18 protein-coding genes and 1 riboswitch are annotated in these 18,442 nt (G+C 57.7%); of the genes, 9 read left to right on the top strand and 9 right to left on the bottom strand.

What is annotated here, in order from left to right:
• The first annotated feature begins 704 nt into the window (after positions 1 to 704).
• On the top strand, positions 705 to 2,720 hold the full coding sequence (uvrB, locus tag AC3WS9_RS15060) for an excinuclease ABC subunit UvrB (protein ID WP_282492252.1): 2,016 nt from the start codon (positions 705 to 707) through the stop codon (positions 2,718 to 2,720).
• Between the two features lie 103 nt (positions 2,721 to 2,823).
• Here uvrB and yvcK read toward each other — a convergent pair whose 3' ends face one another.
• Positions 2,824 to 3,732: a uridine diphosphate-N-acetylglucosamine-binding protein YvcK gene (gene yvcK, locus AC3WS9_RS15055; protein WP_282492254.1), complete on the bottom strand. Its 909-nt coding sequence runs from the start codon at positions 3,730 to 3,732 to the stop codon at positions 2,824 to 2,826.
• A gap of 227 nt (positions 3,733 to 3,959) precedes the next feature.
• Positions 3,960 to 4,093, top strand: a riboswitch (molybdenum cofactor riboswitch).
• Here yvcK and moaA point away from each other — a divergent pair.
• From moaA to AC3WS9_RS15025, 6 genes are all read left to right on the top strand, one after another.
• A complete protein-coding gene (moaA, locus tag AC3WS9_RS15050) occupies positions 4,081 to 5,070 on the top strand; it encodes a GTP 3',8-cyclase MoaA (RefSeq protein ID WP_492489112.1) in 990 nt (329 codons plus the stop codon). Its footprint overlaps the riboswitch before it by 13 nt.
• Positions 5,071 to 5,092: 22 nt before the next feature.
• Complete coding sequence (gene moaB, locus AC3WS9_RS15045; protein WP_095281318.1) at positions 5,093 to 5,605, top strand: molybdenum cofactor biosynthesis protein B; 513 nt, start codon at positions 5,093 to 5,095, stop codon at positions 5,603 to 5,605.
• Between the two features lie 3 nt (positions 5,606 to 5,608).
• The gene (gene moaC / locus AC3WS9_RS15040; protein ID WP_282492256.1) at positions 5,609 to 6,094 is read left to right on the top strand and encodes a cyclic pyranopterin monophosphate synthase MoaC; all 486 of its coding nucleotides are present in this window, start codon (positions 5,609 to 5,611) and stop codon (positions 6,092 to 6,094) included.
• Positions 6,087 to 6,332 carry a molybdopterin synthase sulfur carrier subunit gene (gene moaD / locus AC3WS9_RS15035; protein WP_492489109.1) on the top strand — a complete coding sequence of 82 codons (246 nt, stop codon included), beginning with the start codon at positions 6,087 to 6,089 and terminating at the stop codon, positions 6,330 to 6,332. Before moaC ends, moaD begins: the two co-directional genes overlap by 8 nt.
• 2 nt (positions 6,333 to 6,334) lie before the next feature.
• Entirely contained in the window at positions 6,335 to 6,787 is a 453-nt protein-coding gene (gene moaE, locus AC3WS9_RS15030) for a molybdopterin synthase catalytic subunit MoaE (RefSeq protein WP_285146559.1), read from the top strand.
• A 57-nt stretch (positions 6,788 to 6,844) separates the two neighbouring features.
• Positions 6,845 to 7,552: a Bax inhibitor-1/YccA family protein gene (locus AC3WS9_RS15025; protein WP_095281322.1), complete on the top strand. Its 708-nt coding sequence runs from the start codon at positions 6,845 to 6,847 to the stop codon at positions 7,550 to 7,552.
• 79 nt (positions 7,553 to 7,631) lie between these two features.
• Here the strand turns inward: AC3WS9_RS15025 and AC3WS9_RS15020 are convergent, their stop codons facing one another.
• Genes AC3WS9_RS15020 through AC3WS9_RS15010 form a run of 3 tightly spaced genes read right to left on the bottom strand, consistent with a single transcriptional unit; the run spans position 7,632 to position 10,593 of the window.
• Complete coding sequence (locus AC3WS9_RS15020; protein ID WP_282492259.1) at positions 7,632 to 8,594, bottom strand: lysylphosphatidylglycerol synthase domain-containing protein; 963 nt, start codon at positions 8,592 to 8,594, stop codon at positions 7,632 to 7,634.
• A complete protein-coding gene (clsB, locus tag AC3WS9_RS15015) occupies positions 8,594 to 9,835 on the bottom strand; it encodes a cardiolipin synthase ClsB (RefSeq protein ID WP_285157116.1) in 1,242 nt (413 codons plus the stop codon). Before clsB ends, AC3WS9_RS15020 begins: the two co-directional genes overlap by 1 nt.
• Positions 9,832 to 10,593: an endonuclease/exonuclease/phosphatase family protein gene (locus AC3WS9_RS15010; protein WP_324723967.1), complete on the bottom strand. Its 762-nt coding sequence runs from the start codon at positions 10,591 to 10,593 to the stop codon at positions 9,832 to 9,834. Before AC3WS9_RS15010 ends, clsB begins: the two co-directional genes overlap by 4 nt.
• A gap of 133 nt (positions 10,594 to 10,726) precedes the next feature.
• Here AC3WS9_RS15010 and AC3WS9_RS15005 point away from each other — a divergent pair, with 133 nt between their 5' ends.
• Complete coding sequence (locus AC3WS9_RS15005) at positions 10,727 to 11,137, top strand: YbhQ family protein (protein WP_282492262.1); 411 nt, start codon at positions 10,727 to 10,729, stop codon at positions 11,135 to 11,137.
• Here the strand turns inward: AC3WS9_RS15005 and AC3WS9_RS15000 are convergent.
• Genes AC3WS9_RS15000 through cecR form a run of 5 tightly spaced genes read right to left on the bottom strand, consistent with a single transcriptional unit; the run spans position 11,099 to position 16,785 of the window.
• Positions 11,099 to 12,205, bottom strand: a complete 1,107-nt coding sequence (locus AC3WS9_RS15000) for an ABC transporter permease (RefSeq protein WP_095281327.1) — start codon at positions 12,203 to 12,205, stop codon at positions 11,099 to 11,101. The two genes, AC3WS9_RS15005 and AC3WS9_RS15000, sit on opposite strands and share 39 nt — an antisense overlap.
• A gap of 55 nt (positions 12,206 to 12,260) precedes the next feature.
• Positions 12,261 to 13,394 (bottom strand): ABC transporter permease, encoded by a 1,134-nt coding sequence (locus AC3WS9_RS14995; RefSeq protein ID WP_282492263.1) that lies wholly within the window; start codon positions 13,392 to 13,394, stop codon positions 12,261 to 12,263.
• Complete coding sequence (locus AC3WS9_RS14990; RefSeq protein WP_492489105.1) at positions 13,384 to 15,123, bottom strand: ATP-binding cassette domain-containing protein; 1,740 nt, start codon at positions 15,121 to 15,123, stop codon at positions 13,384 to 13,386. The genes AC3WS9_RS14995 and AC3WS9_RS14990 overlap by 11 nt, the downstream gene beginning before the upstream one ends.
• Positions 15,116 to 16,111, bottom strand: coding sequence for a secretion protein HlyD (hlyD, locus tag AC3WS9_RS14985; protein WP_285155147.1), 996 nt, complete (start codon positions 16,109 to 16,111; stop codon positions 15,116 to 15,118). Before hlyD ends, AC3WS9_RS14990 begins: the two co-directional genes overlap by 8 nt.
• The gene (gene cecR / locus AC3WS9_RS14980; RefSeq protein ID WP_492489103.1) at positions 16,108 to 16,785 is read right to left on the bottom strand and encodes a transcriptional regulator CecR; all 678 of its coding nucleotides are present in this window, start codon (positions 16,783 to 16,785) and stop codon (positions 16,108 to 16,110) included. The genes hlyD and cecR overlap by 4 nt, the downstream gene beginning before the upstream one ends.
• 233 nt (positions 16,786 to 17,018) lie before the next feature.
• On the opposite strand from cecR, the gene rhlE reads away from it, so the two are divergent.
• The gene (rhlE, locus tag AC3WS9_RS14975) at positions 17,019 to 18,413 is read left to right on the top strand and encodes an ATP-dependent RNA helicase RhlE (protein WP_202674773.1); all 1,395 of its coding nucleotides are present in this window, start codon (positions 17,019 to 17,021) and stop codon (positions 18,411 to 18,413) included.
• The last annotated feature ends 29 nt before the right edge of the window (positions 18,414 to 18,442 follow it).

Genomic DNA, 18,442 nt, shown 5'->3' with positions numbered 1-18,442 from the left:
GCTCTCCTGTAAACGCGTGAGGGATAAGACGTCATCAGGAATGTGCAAAACCCCTGCCATAAACGGCAATCCGGTCAAATAAACGGCAATTTTAAGATTAGGCTCACAAAGGTTAAGCGTGGCTACAGGGCACAGAATGCCTGAATTGTGATTAAGATCTCGCCAGTGGCTTATGCGCCGTGGGACTGATTATCATCAAAAATGAGTGATAAATATTTTTTACGGACATGCCCATGGGAAAAACCGGGAATTTGCCGAGGGGCGCTCTATATGGGCTGGAAGCAGTTATCCACTATTCCTGTGGATAACCATGTGCATTAGAGTTAGAAAACCTGAGGCAAGCGAGAGAAGACGCGGCCTGCGCCTGAATTGATGCGAAACGCGGCTTTAAGAAATATCTTCTATGAATTAACGAGTTAGACAAAAGCAATCATCGTCATGAAAGTGTCACCTGCTGCCATAAAACTATCATTACGTAGCTTGACAAATGTTAAAAATAGAAATGTTCTGGGGATAACCGCACATCGCTGGTGTTTTATCTTGTCACAGCCTAAATTTTGACCAGTTTCGTGCTCATGAGTCGGATGCTAATCCAGATATCCTTACACGCCACTGGTTTTACATCCAGTATTTATTACTGGCAAATTTACCAGCCGCGAGTAAAATTACTCACTGCCGCTTTTTCCGTCACCAGGTTGTCGCCCATGAGTAAACTATTCAAACTGAATTCTGCCTTCCGTCCTTCTGGCGATCAGCCGGAGGCGATCCGCCGCCTGAAAGAGGGGCTGGAGGACGGGCTGGCGCACCAGACTCTGCTGGGCGTGACCGGCTCAGGCAAGACCTTTACCGTCGCCAACGTGATTGCGGATTTGCAGCGCCCGACGATGGTACTGGCCCCCAACAAAACCCTGGCGGCGCAGCTGTACGGTGAGATGAAAGAGTTCTTCCCGGATAACGCCGTCGAGTATTTCGTCTCCTACTACGATTACTACCAGCCAGAAGCCTACGTACCGAGCTCTGACACCTTCATCGAGAAGGACGCCTCGGTGAACGAACACATCGAGCAGATGCGTCTCTCGGCGACCAAAGCGCTGCTGGAGCGTCGGGATGTGATCGTGGTGGCTTCTGTTTCTGCGATCTACGGTCTGGGCGATCCGGACCTTTATCTCAAGATGATGCTGCATCTGACCAACGGAATGATCATCGATCAGCGCGCGATTGTCCGTCGTCTGGCGGAGCTGCAATATGCGCGCAACGATCAGGCCTTCCAGCGCGGCACCTTCCGTGTGCGCGGCGAAGTGATCGACATCTTCCCGGCGGAATCCGACGATCTGGCTCTGCGCGTTGAGCTGTTCGATGAAGAGGTGGAGCGTCTGTCCCTTTTTGACCCGCTGACCGGGCACGTCGAGTCGGTGATCCAGCGCTTCACCATCTACCCGAAAACCCACTACGTCACCCCGCGCGAGCGTATCGTGCAGGCGATGGAGGAGATCAAAGTCGAGCTGGCGGACCGCCGGAAAGTGCTGCTGGCGAATAACAAACTGCTCGAAGAGCAGCGCCTGAGCCAGCGTACGCAGTTCGATCTCGAAATGATGAACGAGCTGGGCTACTGCTCGGGGATCGAAAACTACTCGCGCTATCTCTCGGGGCGCGGCCCTGGCGAGGCGCCGCCGACGCTGTTCGATTATCTTCCGGCTGACGGGCTGCTGGTGGTGGACGAATCCCACGTCACCATTCCGCAAATCGGCGGGATGTATCGCGGTGACCGCGCGCGTAAAGAGACGCTGGTGGAGTACGGTTTCCGTCTGCCATCGGCTCTCGATAACCGCCCGATGAAATTTGAAGAGTTTGAAGCGCTGGCACCGCAAACGATCTACGTCTCGGCCACGCCTGGGGCCTACGAGCTGGAGAAATCCGGTGACGAGGTGATCGATCAGGTGGTGCGTCCAACCGGCCTGCTGGATCCGATAATCGAAGTGCGTCCGGTGGGAACTCAGGTGGACGATCTGCTCTCAGAGATCCGTGCTCGCGCATCGGTCAACGAACGCGTGCTGGTCACAACGCTGACCAAACGCATGGCGGAAGATTTAACCGAGTACCTCGAAGAGCACGGGGAGCGCGTGCGCTATCTGCACTCGGATATCGATACCGTTGAGCGTATGGAGATCATCCGCGATTTGCGTCTCGGGGAGTTCGATGTGCTGGTGGGGATCAACCTGTTGCGAGAAGGTCTCGACATGCCGGAAGTGTCGCTGGTGGCGATTCTGGACGCCGATAAAGAGGGCTTCCTGCGTTCAGAGCGATCGCTGATTCAGACCATTGGCCGCGCGGCGCGTAACATCAACGGCAAAGCGATTCTGTACGGCGATAAGATTACGGCGTCGATGGCGAAAGCGATTGGCGAAACGGAGCGTCGTCGTGAGAAACAGCAGCAGTACAACGAAGAGAACGGCATTACGCCGCAGGGTCTGAACAAGAAAGTGGTGGATATTCTGGCGCTGGGTCAGGGGATCGCGAAAACCAAAGGGCGCGGCAAAGCGCGTCATCCGGTGGAAGCCGATCCGGTTGAACTGCTGCTGACGCCGAAGGCGCTGCAGCAGAAAATCCATGAGCTGGAAGGGCAGATGATGCAGCATGCGCAGAATCTGGAGTTTGAAGAGGCGGCGCAGATCCGCGACCAGCTGCATAAGTTGCGGGATTTGTTTATTGCGGCGTCGTAGCGGCTTTTGCCGGGTGGCGGCTTCGCCTTACCCGGCCTACGATTCGAGCCGTTATACGTCCCTTGTAGGCCCGATAAGCGTAGCGCCATCGGGCGAAGTCAGCTTACCCCAGCGCCTGAATCGCTTTCTCCAGCGCCAGGCGCAGCAAATGCCGGTCGTGGCGATACTTAATATCGCTCGCTTCCAGCTCTTCCTGCACCACTACCCGTCCTTCCATCCCTGAAACATCCACCTTCGGCCCAACGACCACACCGTCGATAATTTTCTTACCGACGTACTGCTCCATCAGATTCAGTTTATCCGCAAGCGACAGGCTGGCAGCGGCAGGGCTGAGCTCTTTCCCCAGATTGCCGATGTAGACCATCGGGGCTGGCGTCCTGCGCAGCGCCTGCGCCAGCTCTTTCACCAGCAGCAGCGGCATCAGGCTGGTGTAAAAACTGCCCGGCCCGATAAGAATCAAATCCGCTTCGCCGATCGCTTCCACCGCTTCGCGAGTGGCCGGAACGGAAGGGTAGGTCATCAGCTCCTGAGGCGGCAAAATCAGCTGGTCAATATTCACCTCGCCATAGACTTCATGGCCTTCGGTGTCGATCGCCATCAAATCGACCGGTTGTTCTGACATAGGGATCAGGAATGCATCCACTTTCAGCAGGTTTCGGATTAAATTAATCGCCTCCAGCGGGCGCACGCTCAGGTGATCCAGCGCCTTTAACATCAGATTTCCGAGGTTATGCCCGGAAAGCTCACCATTCCCGCTAAAACGATACTCAAACATCGCCGAAGCGACGCTTTGTTCGGTAATTAACTGGTTAAGACAGTTACGCATATCGCCCCAGGCGATGCCGCCTTCGGAACGACGGATACGACCTGTAGAGCCCCCGTTATCGGTGGTGGTCACGATCCCGGTGAGCCTGGAGCCCAGCGAGGATAATGACGACATCACCCGCCCCAGCCCATGCCCTCCGCCGAGAGCGACCACACGGTCAAGATCCGCAAAAGTGCGATTGCGCATACACATTCCTTATCACATTCGATCCGCGTAACAGTAACCCAACTACCCCTAAAAGACGATGCCCGACCCCCGGCAAAATGACGTATATCAATGCGAAACTGTGATTTTTACGTATTCTGTAGTGAAAGTGCGCGATCTGGTCGCTATATATATAATTATATAGCGAAAGCGGCGAATGGCGAAAGTGCCATTTCCGCGCTACTATCGGCATAACCCACGTTTTCGAAAATGAAAACATACACTCTAGCCCTGGCGCCTGTGTCACTTGATATGGCGCCCTGGCCGTAGCGGCAACGCTACCAGGGTACAGAAAGAAATGACTGTGCCTCCCGTACTGGAAAGGTGTACATGGCTTCTCAACTCACAGATGCTTTCGCGCGTAAGTTTTTCTATTTACGTCTGTCGATTACCGATGTGTGCAATTTTCGTTGCACCTATTGCCTGCCGAACGGCTACAAGCCGGGCAGCGTCACCAATAACGGATTTCTCACCGTCGACGAAGTGCGCCGCGTGACGCGCGCCTTCTCTGAGCTCGGCACGGAAAAAGTGCGTCTCACGGGTGGCGAGCCCTCCCTGCGTCGTGATTTCCCCGACATCATCGCCGCCGTTCGCGAAAACGCCAGCATTCGTCAAATCGCCGTCACCACCAATGGCTATCGCTTAGCCCGCGATGTCACCCAGTGGCGTGATGCCGGTCTCACGGCCATCAACGTCAGCGTCGACAGCCTCGACGCGCGCCAGTTTCACGCCATTACCGGGCAGGATAAATTCCGCCAGGTGATGGAAGGCATCGACGCGGCGTTTGAAGCCGGTTTCGACAAGGTCAAAGTCAACACGGTGTTGATGCGCGATGTGAATCATCACCAGCTCGACACCTTCCTCGCGTGGGTCAAACCCCGCCGCATTCAACTGCGTTTTATTGAGCTGATGGAAACGGGCGAGGGCAGCGATCTGTTCCGCCGTCATCATATCTCCGGCATGGTGCTGCGCGATGAACTGCTCAAACGCGGCTGGATCCACCAGATTCGCCAGCGCAGCGACGGCCCGGCGCAGGTCTTTTGTCACCCGGATTACGAAGGGGAAATTGGGCTTATCATGCCCTATGAGAAAGATTTCTGCGCCACCTGCAACCGTCTGCGCGTCTCCTCTGTCGGCAAACTGCATCTGTGCCTGTTCGGCGACGGCGGCGTGGATCTTCGCGATTTGCTGGCAGACGATGCCCAACAGGACGCTCTCGAAGCGCGCATTTCTGCGGCTCTGACGCATAAAAAACAGACCCATTTCCTGCATCAGGGCGACACCGGGATTACACAAAACCTGTCCTACATCGGCGGGTAATCGGCTTAAAAGGAACCAGAAAATGAGTCAGGTCAGCGCTGAATTTATTCCGACGCGTATTGCTATTCTTACCGTTTCTGAGCGCCGTGGCGAAGAGGACGACACCTCCGGCCACTGGCTGCGCGATGCTGCCCACGAAGCGGGGCACAGCATTGTTGATAAAGCGATTGTGAAAGAGAACCGCTACGCCATTCGCGCCCAGGTCTCTCAGTGGATTGCCAGCGACGAGGTGCAGGTGGTGTTAATCACCGGCGGCACCGGTTTTACCGCAGGCGATCAGGCGCCAGAAGCGCTGCTCCCGCTGTTTGACCGTGAAGTCGAAGGCTTTGGCGAAGTGTTCCGCATGCTCTCCTTTGAAGAGATCGGCACCTCGACATTGCAGTCGCGTGCGGTGGCCGGGATTGCCAACAAAACGCTGATTTTTGCCATGCCGGGCTCGACCAAAGCCTGCCGCACGGCGTGGGAAAACATCATTGCTCCGCAGCTCGATGCCCGCACCCGTCCGTGTAATTTTCATCCTCATTTGAAGAAGTAAGCTATGTCGCAACTGACCCACATTAACGCCGCGGGCGAAGCCCATATGGTGGATGTCTCCGCCAAGGCCGAAACGGTGCGCGAAGCGCGCGCCGAAGCCTTCGTGACCATGTTGCCAGAAACCCTGGCGATGATTATCGACGGCAGCCACCACAAGGGCGACGTCTTCGCCACCGCCCGTATCGCCGGAATCCAGGCCGCAAAACGCACCTGGGATCTAATTCCTCTCTGCCATCCGCTGATGCTCAGCAAGGTGGAAGTGAACCTGCAGGCCGAGCCGGAGCACAACCGTGTGCGCATCGAGACGCTGTGCCGTCTGACCGGCAAAACGGGCGTCGAAATGGAAGCCTTAACGGCGGCCTCCGTGGCGGCGCTGACCATTTACGATATGTGCAAAGCGGTACAGAAAGATATGGTGATTGGCCCGGTTCGTCTGCTGGCGAAAAGCGGCGGCAAATCCGGCGATTTCAGGGTGGACACTCATGATTAACGTGCTCTTTTTTGCTCAGGTTCGCGAGCTGGTCAATACCGACAGCCTGACGCTCGATACCCCTTTCGAAAACGTCGAAGCTCTGCGCGCCCATCTGGCAGCGCAAGGCGACCGCTGGGCGCTGGCGCTGGAAGAGGGCAAGCTGCTGGCGGCGGTGAATCAGACGCTGGTGGAATTTTCCCATCCGCTCAACGCCGGTGATGAAGTGGCGTTTTTCCCGCCGGTCACAGGGGGTTAATCATGTCTGATACGCGTATTGTTGTCGGGCCGGAGCGCTTTAACGTCGGCACAGAATACAGCTGGCTCGCCGAGCGTGACGAAGACGGTGCGGTGGTGACCTTTACCGGCAAAGTCCGTAACCATAATCTTGGTGATAGTGTGAAAGCGCTGACGCTCGAGTATTATCCGGGCATGACGGAGAAGTCGCTTGCCACTATCGTGGAAGAGGCCCGTCAGCGCTGGCCGCTCGGCCGTGTCACGGTGATCCACCGCGTCGGCGAAATGTGGCCAGGCGAAGAGATTGTCTTTGTCGGCGTCACCAGCTCCCATCGCAGCAGTGCGTTCGAAGCCGGTGAATTTATTATGGATTATCTCAAAACCCGCGCGCCATTCTGGAAGCGTGAAGCCACGCCCGAAGGGGAGCGCTGGGTGGAGTCGCGCGACAGCGACAAACAGGCTGCCAGCCGCTGGTAACCGGTTGGCGCAGATGTGTTAATCTTAACAAGTGTGCCCACTTAATCAGGAGTTATCATGGACCGATTTCCACGTTCGGATTCAATCGTTCAGCAGACGCGCAGCGGCCTGCAAACCTACATGGCGCAGGTGTACGGCTGGATGACCTGCGGCCTGCTGCTCACCGCGTTTATCGCGTGGTACGCAGCAAATACCCCCGCCTTGATGATGTTTATCTTCTCCAGCAAAATCACCTTCTTCGGGCTGATTATCGCCCAGTTGGCGCTGGTCTTCGTGCTCTCCGGTCTGGTGCAAAAGCTCAGCGCAGGGATGGCGACGACGCTGTTTATGCTCTATTCGGCGCTCACCGGCCTGACGCTCTCCAGCATTTTTATCGTCTACACCTATTCGTCCATCGCCAGCACCTTTGTGGTCGCGGGTGGGATGTTTGGTGCCATGAGCCTGTACGGCTACACCACCAAACGCGATCTGAGCGGCTTCGGTAATATGCTGTTTATGGCGCTGATCGGGATTGTGCTGGCGTCGCTGGTGAACTTCTGGCTGAAAAGCGAGGCGCTGATGTGGGCGGTGACCTATATCGGGGTGATCGTGTTTGTCGGCCTGACGGCCTATGACACGCAGAAGCTGAAAAACATCGGCGAGCAGATTGACGTGCGTGACAGCTCGAACCTGCGCAAATACGCCATTCTTGGCGCACTGACGCTGTATCTGGACTTCATCAACCTGTTCCTGATGCTGCTGCGGATTTTCGGCAACCGTCGCTAACCTCGTTGCCCGGTGGCGCTAGCGCTTACCGGGCCTACAATCCGTAGGTCGGGTAAGCGTTAGCGACACCCGACTTTCGTCACTTCGCCATCGCCTTCTCGTTCTTCGCCCGCAGCTTTTTCGCCCGACTCTCCAGAACCAAATACCCCACCGTCGCCAGTGCCAGCGGCAGGAAGTAATAGAGCATGCGATAGGCCAGCAGCGCCGCGATAATCTTGCCGTGAGAGACATGTTCCCCCGCCAGCAGGGCGATAAACACCGCCTCCAGCACCCCAATCCCCGCCGGAATGTGGACAATCACCCCCGCAATACTGCTCACCAGCAGTACGCCGAGCACGAAGAAGTAGTTCACCTCTTCGCCAATCAGCAGCCAGATGATCGCCCCCATCACCATCCAGTTAGCGCTGGAGACCACCATCTGCACCAGCGCAAATTTCCATGACGGCAGCACCAGCTTTTGCCCTTTGACGGTCATGTGACGGCGTTTGGCGAACGCACAGCCCCACAGATATACCGCAATAATCAGCAGCAGGACGATGCCCAACATCTGCAGCGTCGATTCATCTATGTACCAGTGGGCAGGCAACTGAACCACGCCGAAACTGAAAATCACCCCGCCGAGCAGAATATACCCCAGCCAGTTGGTGGTAATGCTGAGTGAGAAAATGCGCGTAATGGTGCTCCCCGGCAGCCCCAGGCGCGAGTACAGGCGATAGCGCATCCCGATGCCGCCTACCCAGGTGCTGAGGGTCAGGTTAAAGGCGTAGCAGATAAACGACACCAGCATCACCTGGCGCTTTGCCAGCTTATGCCCGCAGTACGCGCGACCCAGCAGGTCGTAACAGCCGTAGATCAGATAGCTGACGACCACTAAACCCAGCGCGCTGAGCAGCACCATCCGGTTGTAGTTGCGGATAACTTTCCACACCTCTTCCCAGTCAATTTTTTGCGCGTAAACCACCAGCAGCACGGCGACGGCAATGAAAAACAGCCAGGTAAGGATGCGCTTCGCCAGTCGCCAGCGGGGATGTGATTTGCTCATTATGGTTTCACCCCTGAGTTTTCGGTTTCAACGCGATCCTGAGTTTCCATTTCCGGCTGAACCGGAGCGGGCACCTGCGCGAGTTTCGGCGTGTGGGCCGGGAGCCAGCCGACCAGCGCCGGGAAGTGGCGCAGGAAGTGGAACACCACCACGCTTTTGCTCAGGTTCCACCAGGTGCGTTTCGGCACCATCGAATCATCCACCCGCACGCAGTCACGGTCGATAATGCCGGTCAGGTTGTCGCGCAGGGTCTGATTGAAGGTCCGATCGTGAATAATCAGATTGGCTTCCAGATTGAGCGACAGACTTAAAGGATCGAGATTGCTCGATCCAACCGTCGCCCAGTGATCGTCCATCAGCGCCACTTTGCCGTGCAGCGGTCGACGGCGGTATTCGTAAATCTGCACGCCGCCTTTGACCAGGTAGTTGTAGAGCAGTCGAGCGCCGACGGTGACGATCGGCATATCCGGCTCGCCCTGCACGATCAGTTTGACGCGCACCCCGCGGCGCGCCGCATTGCGCATGGCGTGCAGAAGACGGTAGCCGGGGAAGAAATAGGCGTTGGCGATGATCACCTCGCGTTTCGCATTGGCGAGCATCTTCAGGTAGTGCCGCTCGATGTCGTCCCGGTGCTCGCCGTTGTCGCGCCAGATAAACAGCGCCTGCGCCTCGCCGGGCTGGTGGTTCTCTTCCGGGCGATGATGGCGTTTCCACCAGCGGCGAACGGCTGATTGCCCCGGCAGGTTTTCCAGCTCAAACAGCAAAATGTCCTGCACCACCGGGCCTTCGACTTTCACCGCATAATCCTGCTTCGCCTCCGGGCCGTAGTCGGACATGTGCTCGTCGGAGTAGTTAATCCCGCCGACGAAGGCGACGGTGCCATCCACCACCACAATTTTGCGGTGCATCCGGCGAAAAACGTTGGTCCGCATCCCGAGCAGCGGCGGGCGCGGGTCATAATAGCGGAACACCACGCCCGCTGCGGTCAGCTCGTTGACAAAGTTATCGCTGAGGTCCGGCGAGCCGTAGCCGTCGAGCAGCACTTCCACTTTGACCCCGCGCTGAGCCGCGCGCAGCACCGCCTCGTGCAGCTGACGGCCGACGCCGTCCTCAAACCAGATAAAGGTTTCGAGGATCACTTTTTGCTCTGCCGCATCGAGCGCGGCAAACACCGCCGGATAGTACTCATCGCCATTTTCCAGCAGCGTGATTTGATTACCTTCTCGCCATGAACATTTCATAAGTGGATCTCCGCACTTAACGGGGCATGGTCAGACAGGTGACGCCAGCTCTTCAGCGCCAGCGCGCTCGGTTGACTGGCGTGGGCGTTCTTGACGTAAATCCGGTCAAGGCGCAGCAGGGGGAAACTCACCGGGAAGGTGCGCGCCGGGCGGCCGTGGGCGCGGGTGAAAATCTCATCCAGCCCGGCGTCGGCTTTCAGCGAACGACTGGCGCGCTGTTGCCAGTCGTTGAAATCCCCCGCGATCACCACCGGGTCGTTTTCCGGCAGGGAGTTGACCCAGCGCGCCATCATCGCTAATTGCGCCTGGCGGTGTGCCTCCCGCAGCCCCAGATGCACGCACCCTACGTGAACCGGAAAGGCCAGGTCGGGCGGGGTGATCCGACAGTACAACAGCCCGCGTTTTTCGCTTTCGCCCACCGAGACGTCGTGATTCTCATAATGTTCGATGGGAAAACGCGACAGCACCGCGTTGCCGTGGTGGCCTTCCGGGTAAACCGCGTTGCGCCCGTAGGCGTAGTCGCTCCACATGGTATCGGCCAGAAATTCATAGTGTGACGTGTCCGGCCAGTTCTCGACGTGCAGTGGGTGAATATCATGTGCGCCCATTACTTCCTGCAGGCAGACAATATCCGCGCCGACGGTGCGTACCGCGTCGCGCAGCTCGGGTAAAATGAAGCGGCGGTTAAATGCCGTGAAGCCTTTGTGTGTGTTAATCGTCAAAATTTTTAGCGAAAAATGCCGGGTTTTTTGCGTCATATGCTCCTGCCAGCGTCACTATCCTGATGAAAATAAAGTGTAGTCGGCGTCACAAAAAGATGCGGCGTTACGGAATTTTCCGTAAAGTGCGGTACTCTGAACTAGCAGAGAAATATCCTTCAGGAGAGAAGCCATGAAGTGGCAACAACGCGTTCGTGTCGCAACTGGCCTCAGTTGCTGGCAGATAATGTTGCATTTACTGGTCGTGGCGGTACTGGTAATGGGCTGGAAGAGCGGCACACTGGTGCACGTCGGCTTAGGATTATGCGCAATGTATGGCGTGACCGTGCTGTCGATGCTGTTTTTACAGCGTCACCACGAGGCGCGCTGGCGTGAAGTGGGTGATGTGCTCGAAGAGCTCACCACCACCTGGTATTTTGGTGCAGCGTTAATCGTCCTGTGGCTGTTGTCACGCGTGCTGCAAAACAACCTGCTGCTGGCCCTGGCGGGCCTGGTGATTCTGGCAGGACCCGCGGTGGTCTCGTTGCTGACCAAAGAGAAAAACTCAGGCGATATTGCGTCTAAACATCGCGTACGCCACTGAGCCCGTCGTGGCCGCTATGACCAGTAGCGGCCACAAACTTCCCCACACAATATCCAGACTCGCATCCTTCAGATAGATTTGCTTGGTGATATCGGTGAAGTGCCGAATCGGGTTCACCCAGGTTAAATCCTGAAGCCAGACCGGCATGTTTTCTACGGGCGACACATACCCCGAGAGCAAAATCGCCGGCATCATAAAGACAAACACGCCGATAAACGCCTGCTGCTGCGTTGAGCACAGCGCCGAAATCAACAGCCCGAATCCCACCAGCGACAGCCCGTAAATCAGCATCGTGAAGTAAAACAGCCCCAGCGATCCGGCAAACGGAATTTGATACGCCCAGATGCCGATCCCCAGCACGATGCTGGCCTGGAAGGTGGCGACGATCAGCGCAGGTACCGCTTTGCCGACGAAAATCTGCCAGGTGGCGAGCGGGGAAACCAGCAGCTGATCCAGCGTCCCTTGCTCGCGCTCGCGGGCGACGGAGAGCGACGTCACAATCATCACGCCGATGGTGGTGATCATGGCGATCAGCGACGGCACCACGAACCATTTGTAATCCAGATTCGGGTTGTACCAGTTGCGCACCACCAGCTCGCTGTTGTTCGGTTTAGGTTTCCCTTCCATCAGCTCCTGCTGATAATTTTTCACCACCTGCTGCAGATAGTTGGCGGCGATTTGTGCGCTGTTGGAGTTGCGTCCGTCGAGGATCAGCTGCATCGGCGCGGTCTGGAAGGTATCCAGATTCCGCGAGAAATCCGCCGGGAAGCGCACCAGCAGCAGCGCCTTTTGTTGATCGATGGTCGGCTGGATCTCCTGCGGGCTTTTCAGCAGCAGCACGTGGGTAAAGGCTTTGGCGCGAGCGAAGCGCTGGGTCAGCTCCACGGAGTGTTTGCCGTTGTCCTCGTTGTAGACGGCGATGGTGGCGTTGGTCACTTCCAGCGTGGCGGCAAACGGAAACAGCAGAACCTGGATGAGCACCGGCAGGATCAGGATCGCGCGGGTTTGCGGCTCACGCAGCAGGGATTGCAGCTCTTTGCGAATTAATGTCCATAAACGGTGAAACATGGTGTCGTCCTCGCGTCGGGTGGCGCTTCGCTTACCCGACCTACAAAAAACGGAATTAATCTAAACGCCGTTTCGTTTTCATCCACGTCAGGCCGATAAACATCACCGCCGACGCCATCAAAAACAGAATATTGATCATCAACACCGACGGAATATTCCCCGCCAGAAACAGGCTTTGCAGCGTGTTCACAAAGTAGCGCGCCGGGATGATGTAGGTCACCGCGCGGATAATTGCGGGCATACTGTCGATCTGGAAAATAAACCCGGACAGCATAATCGACGGCAGAAACGCGGCGTTCAGCGCCACCTGCGCGGCGTTAAACTGGTTGCGGGTGATGGTCGAAATCAGCAGGCCCATCCCCAGGGTGCTGAGTAAAAACAGACTGGTGATGAAAAACAGCAAAATCAGCGAGCCGCGATAGGGCACACCAAGAATAAACACCGACACCAGCATGCAGAGCAGCATCGCCAGCATCCCGAGGAAGTAGTAGGGGATGAGTTTGCACAGCAGCAGCTCGACGCGCGTCACTTCCGTGGAGAGCAGCGCTTCCATGGTGCCGCGCTCCCATTCGCGGGCGATCACCAGCGAGGTGAGGATCGCCCCAATTACGGTCATGATAATGGTTATCGCGCCGGGAATGATAAAGTGCTGGCTGATGGCGGCGGGGTTAAACCAGTAGCGGGTTTGCACGTCGATCAGCGGCTCAAATTCTTCGCCTCTGTCTTCCGCCCGCTGCATCTGCCACAGCTGCCAGATCCCCTCGACGTAGCCCTGCACAAAGTTCGCGGTGTTCGGCTCGCTGCCGTCGGTGATCACCTGAATCGGCGCATCGGTACTGGCGCGCGCCATATTGGCGGCGAAATCAACGGGGATCACCACCAGGCCGCGAATCTTCCCGGCCTGCATCTTCTGAATCAGCTCCTGGCGGTTATCGCTGATCGTGGCGTCAATGTAGGGCGAGCCGGTCATGGCGTGGGTGAAATCGAGCGCTTCCTCGCTCTGCTGCTCCAGTAAAATCCCCACCCGCAGCTTGCTGGAGTCGAGGTTAATCCCATAGCCGAAGATAAACAGCAGCAGCAGGGGAATGACTACCGCAATCAGCCAGCTGCTCGGGTCGCGCACGATCTGCCGCGTCTCTTTGATGCACAGGGCGCGCACTCGCCGCCAGGAAATCGCCTTAATGCTCATGGGCGTGCTCCTTATCCCAGTCGTTAATCAGGGTGATAAACGCCTGCTCCATGGTCGGATCGGGCTGCTCCTCGTCGGCGGCCTGGGCTTTTAAATCGTCCGGCGTGCCGTGGGCGATGAGCTTCCCGCGATAGACCAGCCCGATGCGGTCGCAATACTCCGCTTCATCCATAAAGTGGGTGGTGACCATCACCGTGACGCCTTTCTCGACCATGCTATTGATGTGCAGCCAAAACTCCCGGCGGGTGAGGGGATCGACGCCGGAAGTCGGTTCATCGAGAAACAGAATATCTGGCTCGTGCATCAGTGAGCAGGCCAGGGCCAGGCGCTGTTTAAAACCGAGCGGCAGTTCGTCGGTGGCGTGCGAGGCGATATGCGTCAGGCCAAAAGCATCGCTCATGCGGGCGATTTTCTCGCTTTGTGCCCGCCCGCGCAGGCCGTAGACGCCGGAGAAAAAGCGCAGATTCTGCTCGACGGTCAGGTTGCTGTAGAGGGAAAACTTCTGCGCCATGTAGCCCAGATGCTGGCGCGCCTTGCCGGAGCTGACTTTCAGATCCATATCCAGTACCAGCGCTTTGCCAGATGTCGGCACCAGCAGGCCGCACATCATTTTAAAGGTGGTCGATTTCCCGGCGCCGTTCGGCCCCAGCAGACCGAAAATCTCTCCGCGCTTCACCGCAAAATTGACGTTATCCGTCGCCGCAAAATCCCCGAACTTTTTGGTTAAGGATTTGGCCTCGATTACTGTTTCACCGGGCGTGCCTTCTACGGTATGCAAAATCGCGCCCAGCGGCGATTCGGAGGTACTCGCCCCGCCGAGCAGGTCGATAAAGGCATCTTCGAAGCGCGGGGCGGTCTCGTCGATCTCAATCTGCGGCATGCCCTGCGCCTGGCGAATGTCTTCCGCGGTGGCCTCTTTTTTGAGGATCACGCGCACCGAGCGCCCCTGAATCATCCCGTCGCTGACCTGCGGGAGTTTCAGCACCCGCTGCAACAGCTTGCGGTTGGTCTCGTCCGGGCTGTGCAGCAGGAAACAGCGCCCGGCCATCTGCTGCGTCAGCGCCGTCGGTTCGCCCTGATAGAGCAGCTCACCTTCGTTCATCAGCAGCACATCCCGACACTGTTCGGCCTCGTCGAGATAGGAGGTGCTCCAGAGGATCAGCATTCCGTCCCCGGCCAGCTCGTGGACCATCTGCCACAGTTCGCGGCGAGAGATCGGGTCGACGCCGACGCCGGGCTCATCGAGCAGCAGCACTTTCGGCTCGCCGACCAGCGTGCAGGCCAGGCCCAGCTTTTGCTTCATCCCGCCGGAGAGCTTACCCGCCAGCCGGTCGGTGAACGGCCCGAGCGAGGTAAATTCCAGCAGCCGGGCAAAGGTTTTCTCGCGGACTTCACCGGTGACGCTGCGCAGATCGGCGTAAAGCGTCAGATTTTCCATCACCGTCAAATCATCGTACAGGCCAAACTTCTGCGGCATGTAGCCGAGCATGGCGTGCAGCTCGCTGTCGTTTTTGATGGGATCAAGCCCCAGCACGCTGGCCGTGCCTTCATCAGGTTTCAGCAACCCGGCGAGCATGCGCATCAGCGTGGTTTTACCCGCGCCATCCGGGCCGACCAGGCCGGTGACGTAGCCTTTTTGCAATGTACAGTTCAGCGGTGCGACGGCGGGTTTATCCATGCCCGCAAAGCGTTTCACCAGATTGTTGAGCTGGATAACCGCATCATTCATGTCGGTCCCCATCGTTGAATTTCACGGTAATCGGCATCCCCTGACGCAGCGCGTCGTCGGCGTCGGTGACGATAATGCGCAGGCGATAGACGAGGTCGGTGCGCAGATCCGGCGTTTCAACGGTTTTTGGCGTGAACTCGGCGGTCGGGGAGACAAACCCGACTTTCCCGTGGTACGGCTTATCTGGCCGCCCGTCGGTGTAGAGCAGCAGTTCGCGTCCCGGCTGGGCCTGATTCAGATTCGGTTCATCAATGTAAGCGCGCACCCACACCGGACGGGTGAGGGAGAGCGTCAGCACGGTGCTGCCTGCGCTCAACATGCTGCCGGGCTCGACGGCGCGGGTCATCAGCGTGCCATTGGACGGGGCGACCAGCGTGGTGTCGTGCAGATCCAGTTCGGCCTGCGCCAGCTGCGCCTGAGCCTGTTCAAGATTCGCTTTCGCCTGGGCGATATCCTGCGGACGGTTCCCGGTGCGGTACTGGCTTAACTTATCCTGGGCTGATTTCAGCGTTGCCTGAGCCTGATCGCGCGAGGAGCGGGCGTTTTCCAGGTCGTTCGCCGAGATGGTGCGACTTTTCCACAGCCCCTGCTGGCGGTTGTAGAAGTTCTGCGCGTAATCAAATGCAGCCTGCGCCTGTTTCACCGCGGCGGCGGCCTGCGCCACTTCCTCATCGCGATAGCCCGCCAGCATCAGGTCATACTGCGCCTGAGCAACCGACACGCTGGCTTTGGCCTGCATCAGCGCATTTTTATACGGGGCTTGATCCAACTGGCCTAAGGTCTGACCGGCGTTGATCGTATCGCCTTCGTCCACGGTAAGGGACTCCAGCCGCCCGCCGACGCGGAAGCTCATATTCAGCGTGCGGATATCCACGTTACCGTAGAGCGTCAGGCCGCGATCCTGCTGGCTCTGATACCACAGCCAGCCGCCGATCCCGGCTGCCAGCACAACAACCACCGCCAGGATGGCGACGACAGGTTTTTTCATGACTCCAGGCTCCTTTGCGTTAAACCTTGCAGGATCAGGTCAAGATGACAGGTGATGACCTGACTAATCTGCGCGGATTTTTCCTCATCGAATTGTGTCCAGCCCGTGCGCAGCAGGATGGTCTCCCGGCCCAGGCGAAAAGCAAGCACTTCGCCGAGCAGCGCATGGGTATGCAAAATGGTCTGTGTGTCGTTCGCGTCGCGCCCGGTGTAGGCCGCAATCAGGTGCGTCAGATGGGTGTGCATCGGGGCAATCACCTGATCGTGGACCCGCTGATAGGCGGCGGTCGGCGAGAGTTGCTCGCGTGAGATAAACTTACTCAGGTTCAGCGTATCGTCGTGGGTGAGCAGGGCGATCATGTTGTTGCAGGCGTTCAGGATAAGCTGGCGGATGGCGGCGCGATCCGGTGACGGCTCGCTCAGCAGCGCGGTGGCGGCGGCTACCTGATCGTGAAAACGATTGCCGATGAAATCGGCGATCCACTGGGCGCAGGCGAGATACAAATCTTCCTTAGAGCCAAAATAGTAGGTGATGGCGGCGATGTTCTGCCCGGCCTGCGCGGCGATATCCCGGGTGGTGGCGTGCAGGCCATACTCGCCGAACTGGGCCAGTGCGGCGGCAATCAGCTGGCTTTTCGCCTGTTCACCTTTAGTGGTCGTCGGAGTTGGATTCATGGCGTCATTAAAAATTAATCAATCGATTGATTAAGATTATGTTTAAATTTTCACCTTGTCCAGTCGGGGTGGAGCAATATTTCGCTGATGAATCGCAGAGGGATATTTTATGCGCCATGTCACAAAACCTGCTACACTCCGCTGCTTCGCGACATTGTGGTTTTTGTCCTACTCGTTTCGTCTTATCTCCCTGAAAACTACACCTGTGACGGTCGGGGCGGTTCGGAGTTTTTATGTCTTTTGATACCCTTGGCCTGAACCCTGAAATTCTGCGCGCTGTTGCAGAGCAGGGCTACGTTGAGCCAACCCCAATCCAGCAGCAGGCGATCCCTGCGGTGCTGGAAGGCCGTGACCTGATGGCCAGTGCCCAGACCGGCACCGGTAAAACCGCAGGCTTCACGCTGCCGCTGCTGCAGCGTCTGGTTCAGAAAGAGCCGCACGCCAAAGGCCGTCGCCCGGTACGCGCGCTGATCCTGACCCCCACCCGTGAACTTGCCGCGCAGATCGGCGAGAACGTGCGTGAATACAGCCGTTATCTCGACATCCGCTCGCTGGTGGTTTTCGGCGGCGTGAGCATTAACCCACAGATGATGAAACTGCGCAGCGGCGTTGACGTTTTAGTCGCCACGCCGGGCCGTCTGCTGGATCTGGAACATCAGAATGCGGTCAAACTGGATCAGGTTGAAATCCTGGTGCTGGATGAAGCGGACCGTATGCTGGACATGGGCTTTATCCATGATATTCGCCGCGTGCTGGCAAAACTGCCTGCGCGTCGTCAGAATCTGCTGTTCTCCGCCACCTTCTCTGATGAGATCAAAGGCCTGGCGGAAAAACTGCTGCGTAACCCGCTGGAAATCGAAGTGGCGCGTCGCAACACCGCCTCTGAGCAAATTACCCAGCACGTTCACTTCGTTGATAAGAAGCGTAAGCGGGAACTGCTCTCCCAGATGATTGGCGAAGGCAACTGGCAGCAGGTGCTGGTCTTTACCCGCACCAAACACGGTGCTAACCACCTGGCAGAACAGCTGAACAAAGATGGCATCCGCAGTGCAGCCATCCACGGCAACAAGAGCCAGGGTGCACGTACCCGTGCGCTGGCTGATTTCAAATCGGGCGACATTCGCGTGCTGGTGGCGACGGATATCGCCGCGCGCGGTCTCGACATTGAAGAGCTGCCGCACGTGGTGAACTACGAGCTGCCGAACGTCCCGGAAGATTACGTTCACCGTATCGGTCGTACTGGCCGTGCGGCGGCCACCGGTGAAGCGCTCTCTCTGGTTTGCGTCGATGAACACAAACTGCTGCACGACATCGAACGTCTGCTGAAAAAAGAGATCCCGCGCATCGCCCTCGAAGGCTATGAAGTGGATGCTTCCATCAAAGCGGAGCCGATCCAGAACGGTCGCCAGCAGCGTGGCGGCGGCGGTGGTCGTGGACAGGGCGCTGGCGGTCGTAGCCAACAGCCGCGCCGTTCAGAAGGTGGCGCACCGAAAGCCGCAGGCAAACCGCCGCGTCGCACCGGTGATGCCAAACCCGCCGGGGAAAACCCATGGCGCAGCGGGGAAGCGAAACCCGCAGGTGAAGGCCAACGCCGACGCCGCCCGCGTAAACCTGCTTCAGCGCAGTAATCTGGAAGCCCGGCCTGATACTGAGTGTT

Source organism: Lelliottia sp. EB106-05-01-XG201, from assembly GCF_058791735.1.
The sequence above is the reverse complement of the archived record's forward strand: the minus strand, read 5'-3'. Positions and strand labels throughout refer to the sequence as shown.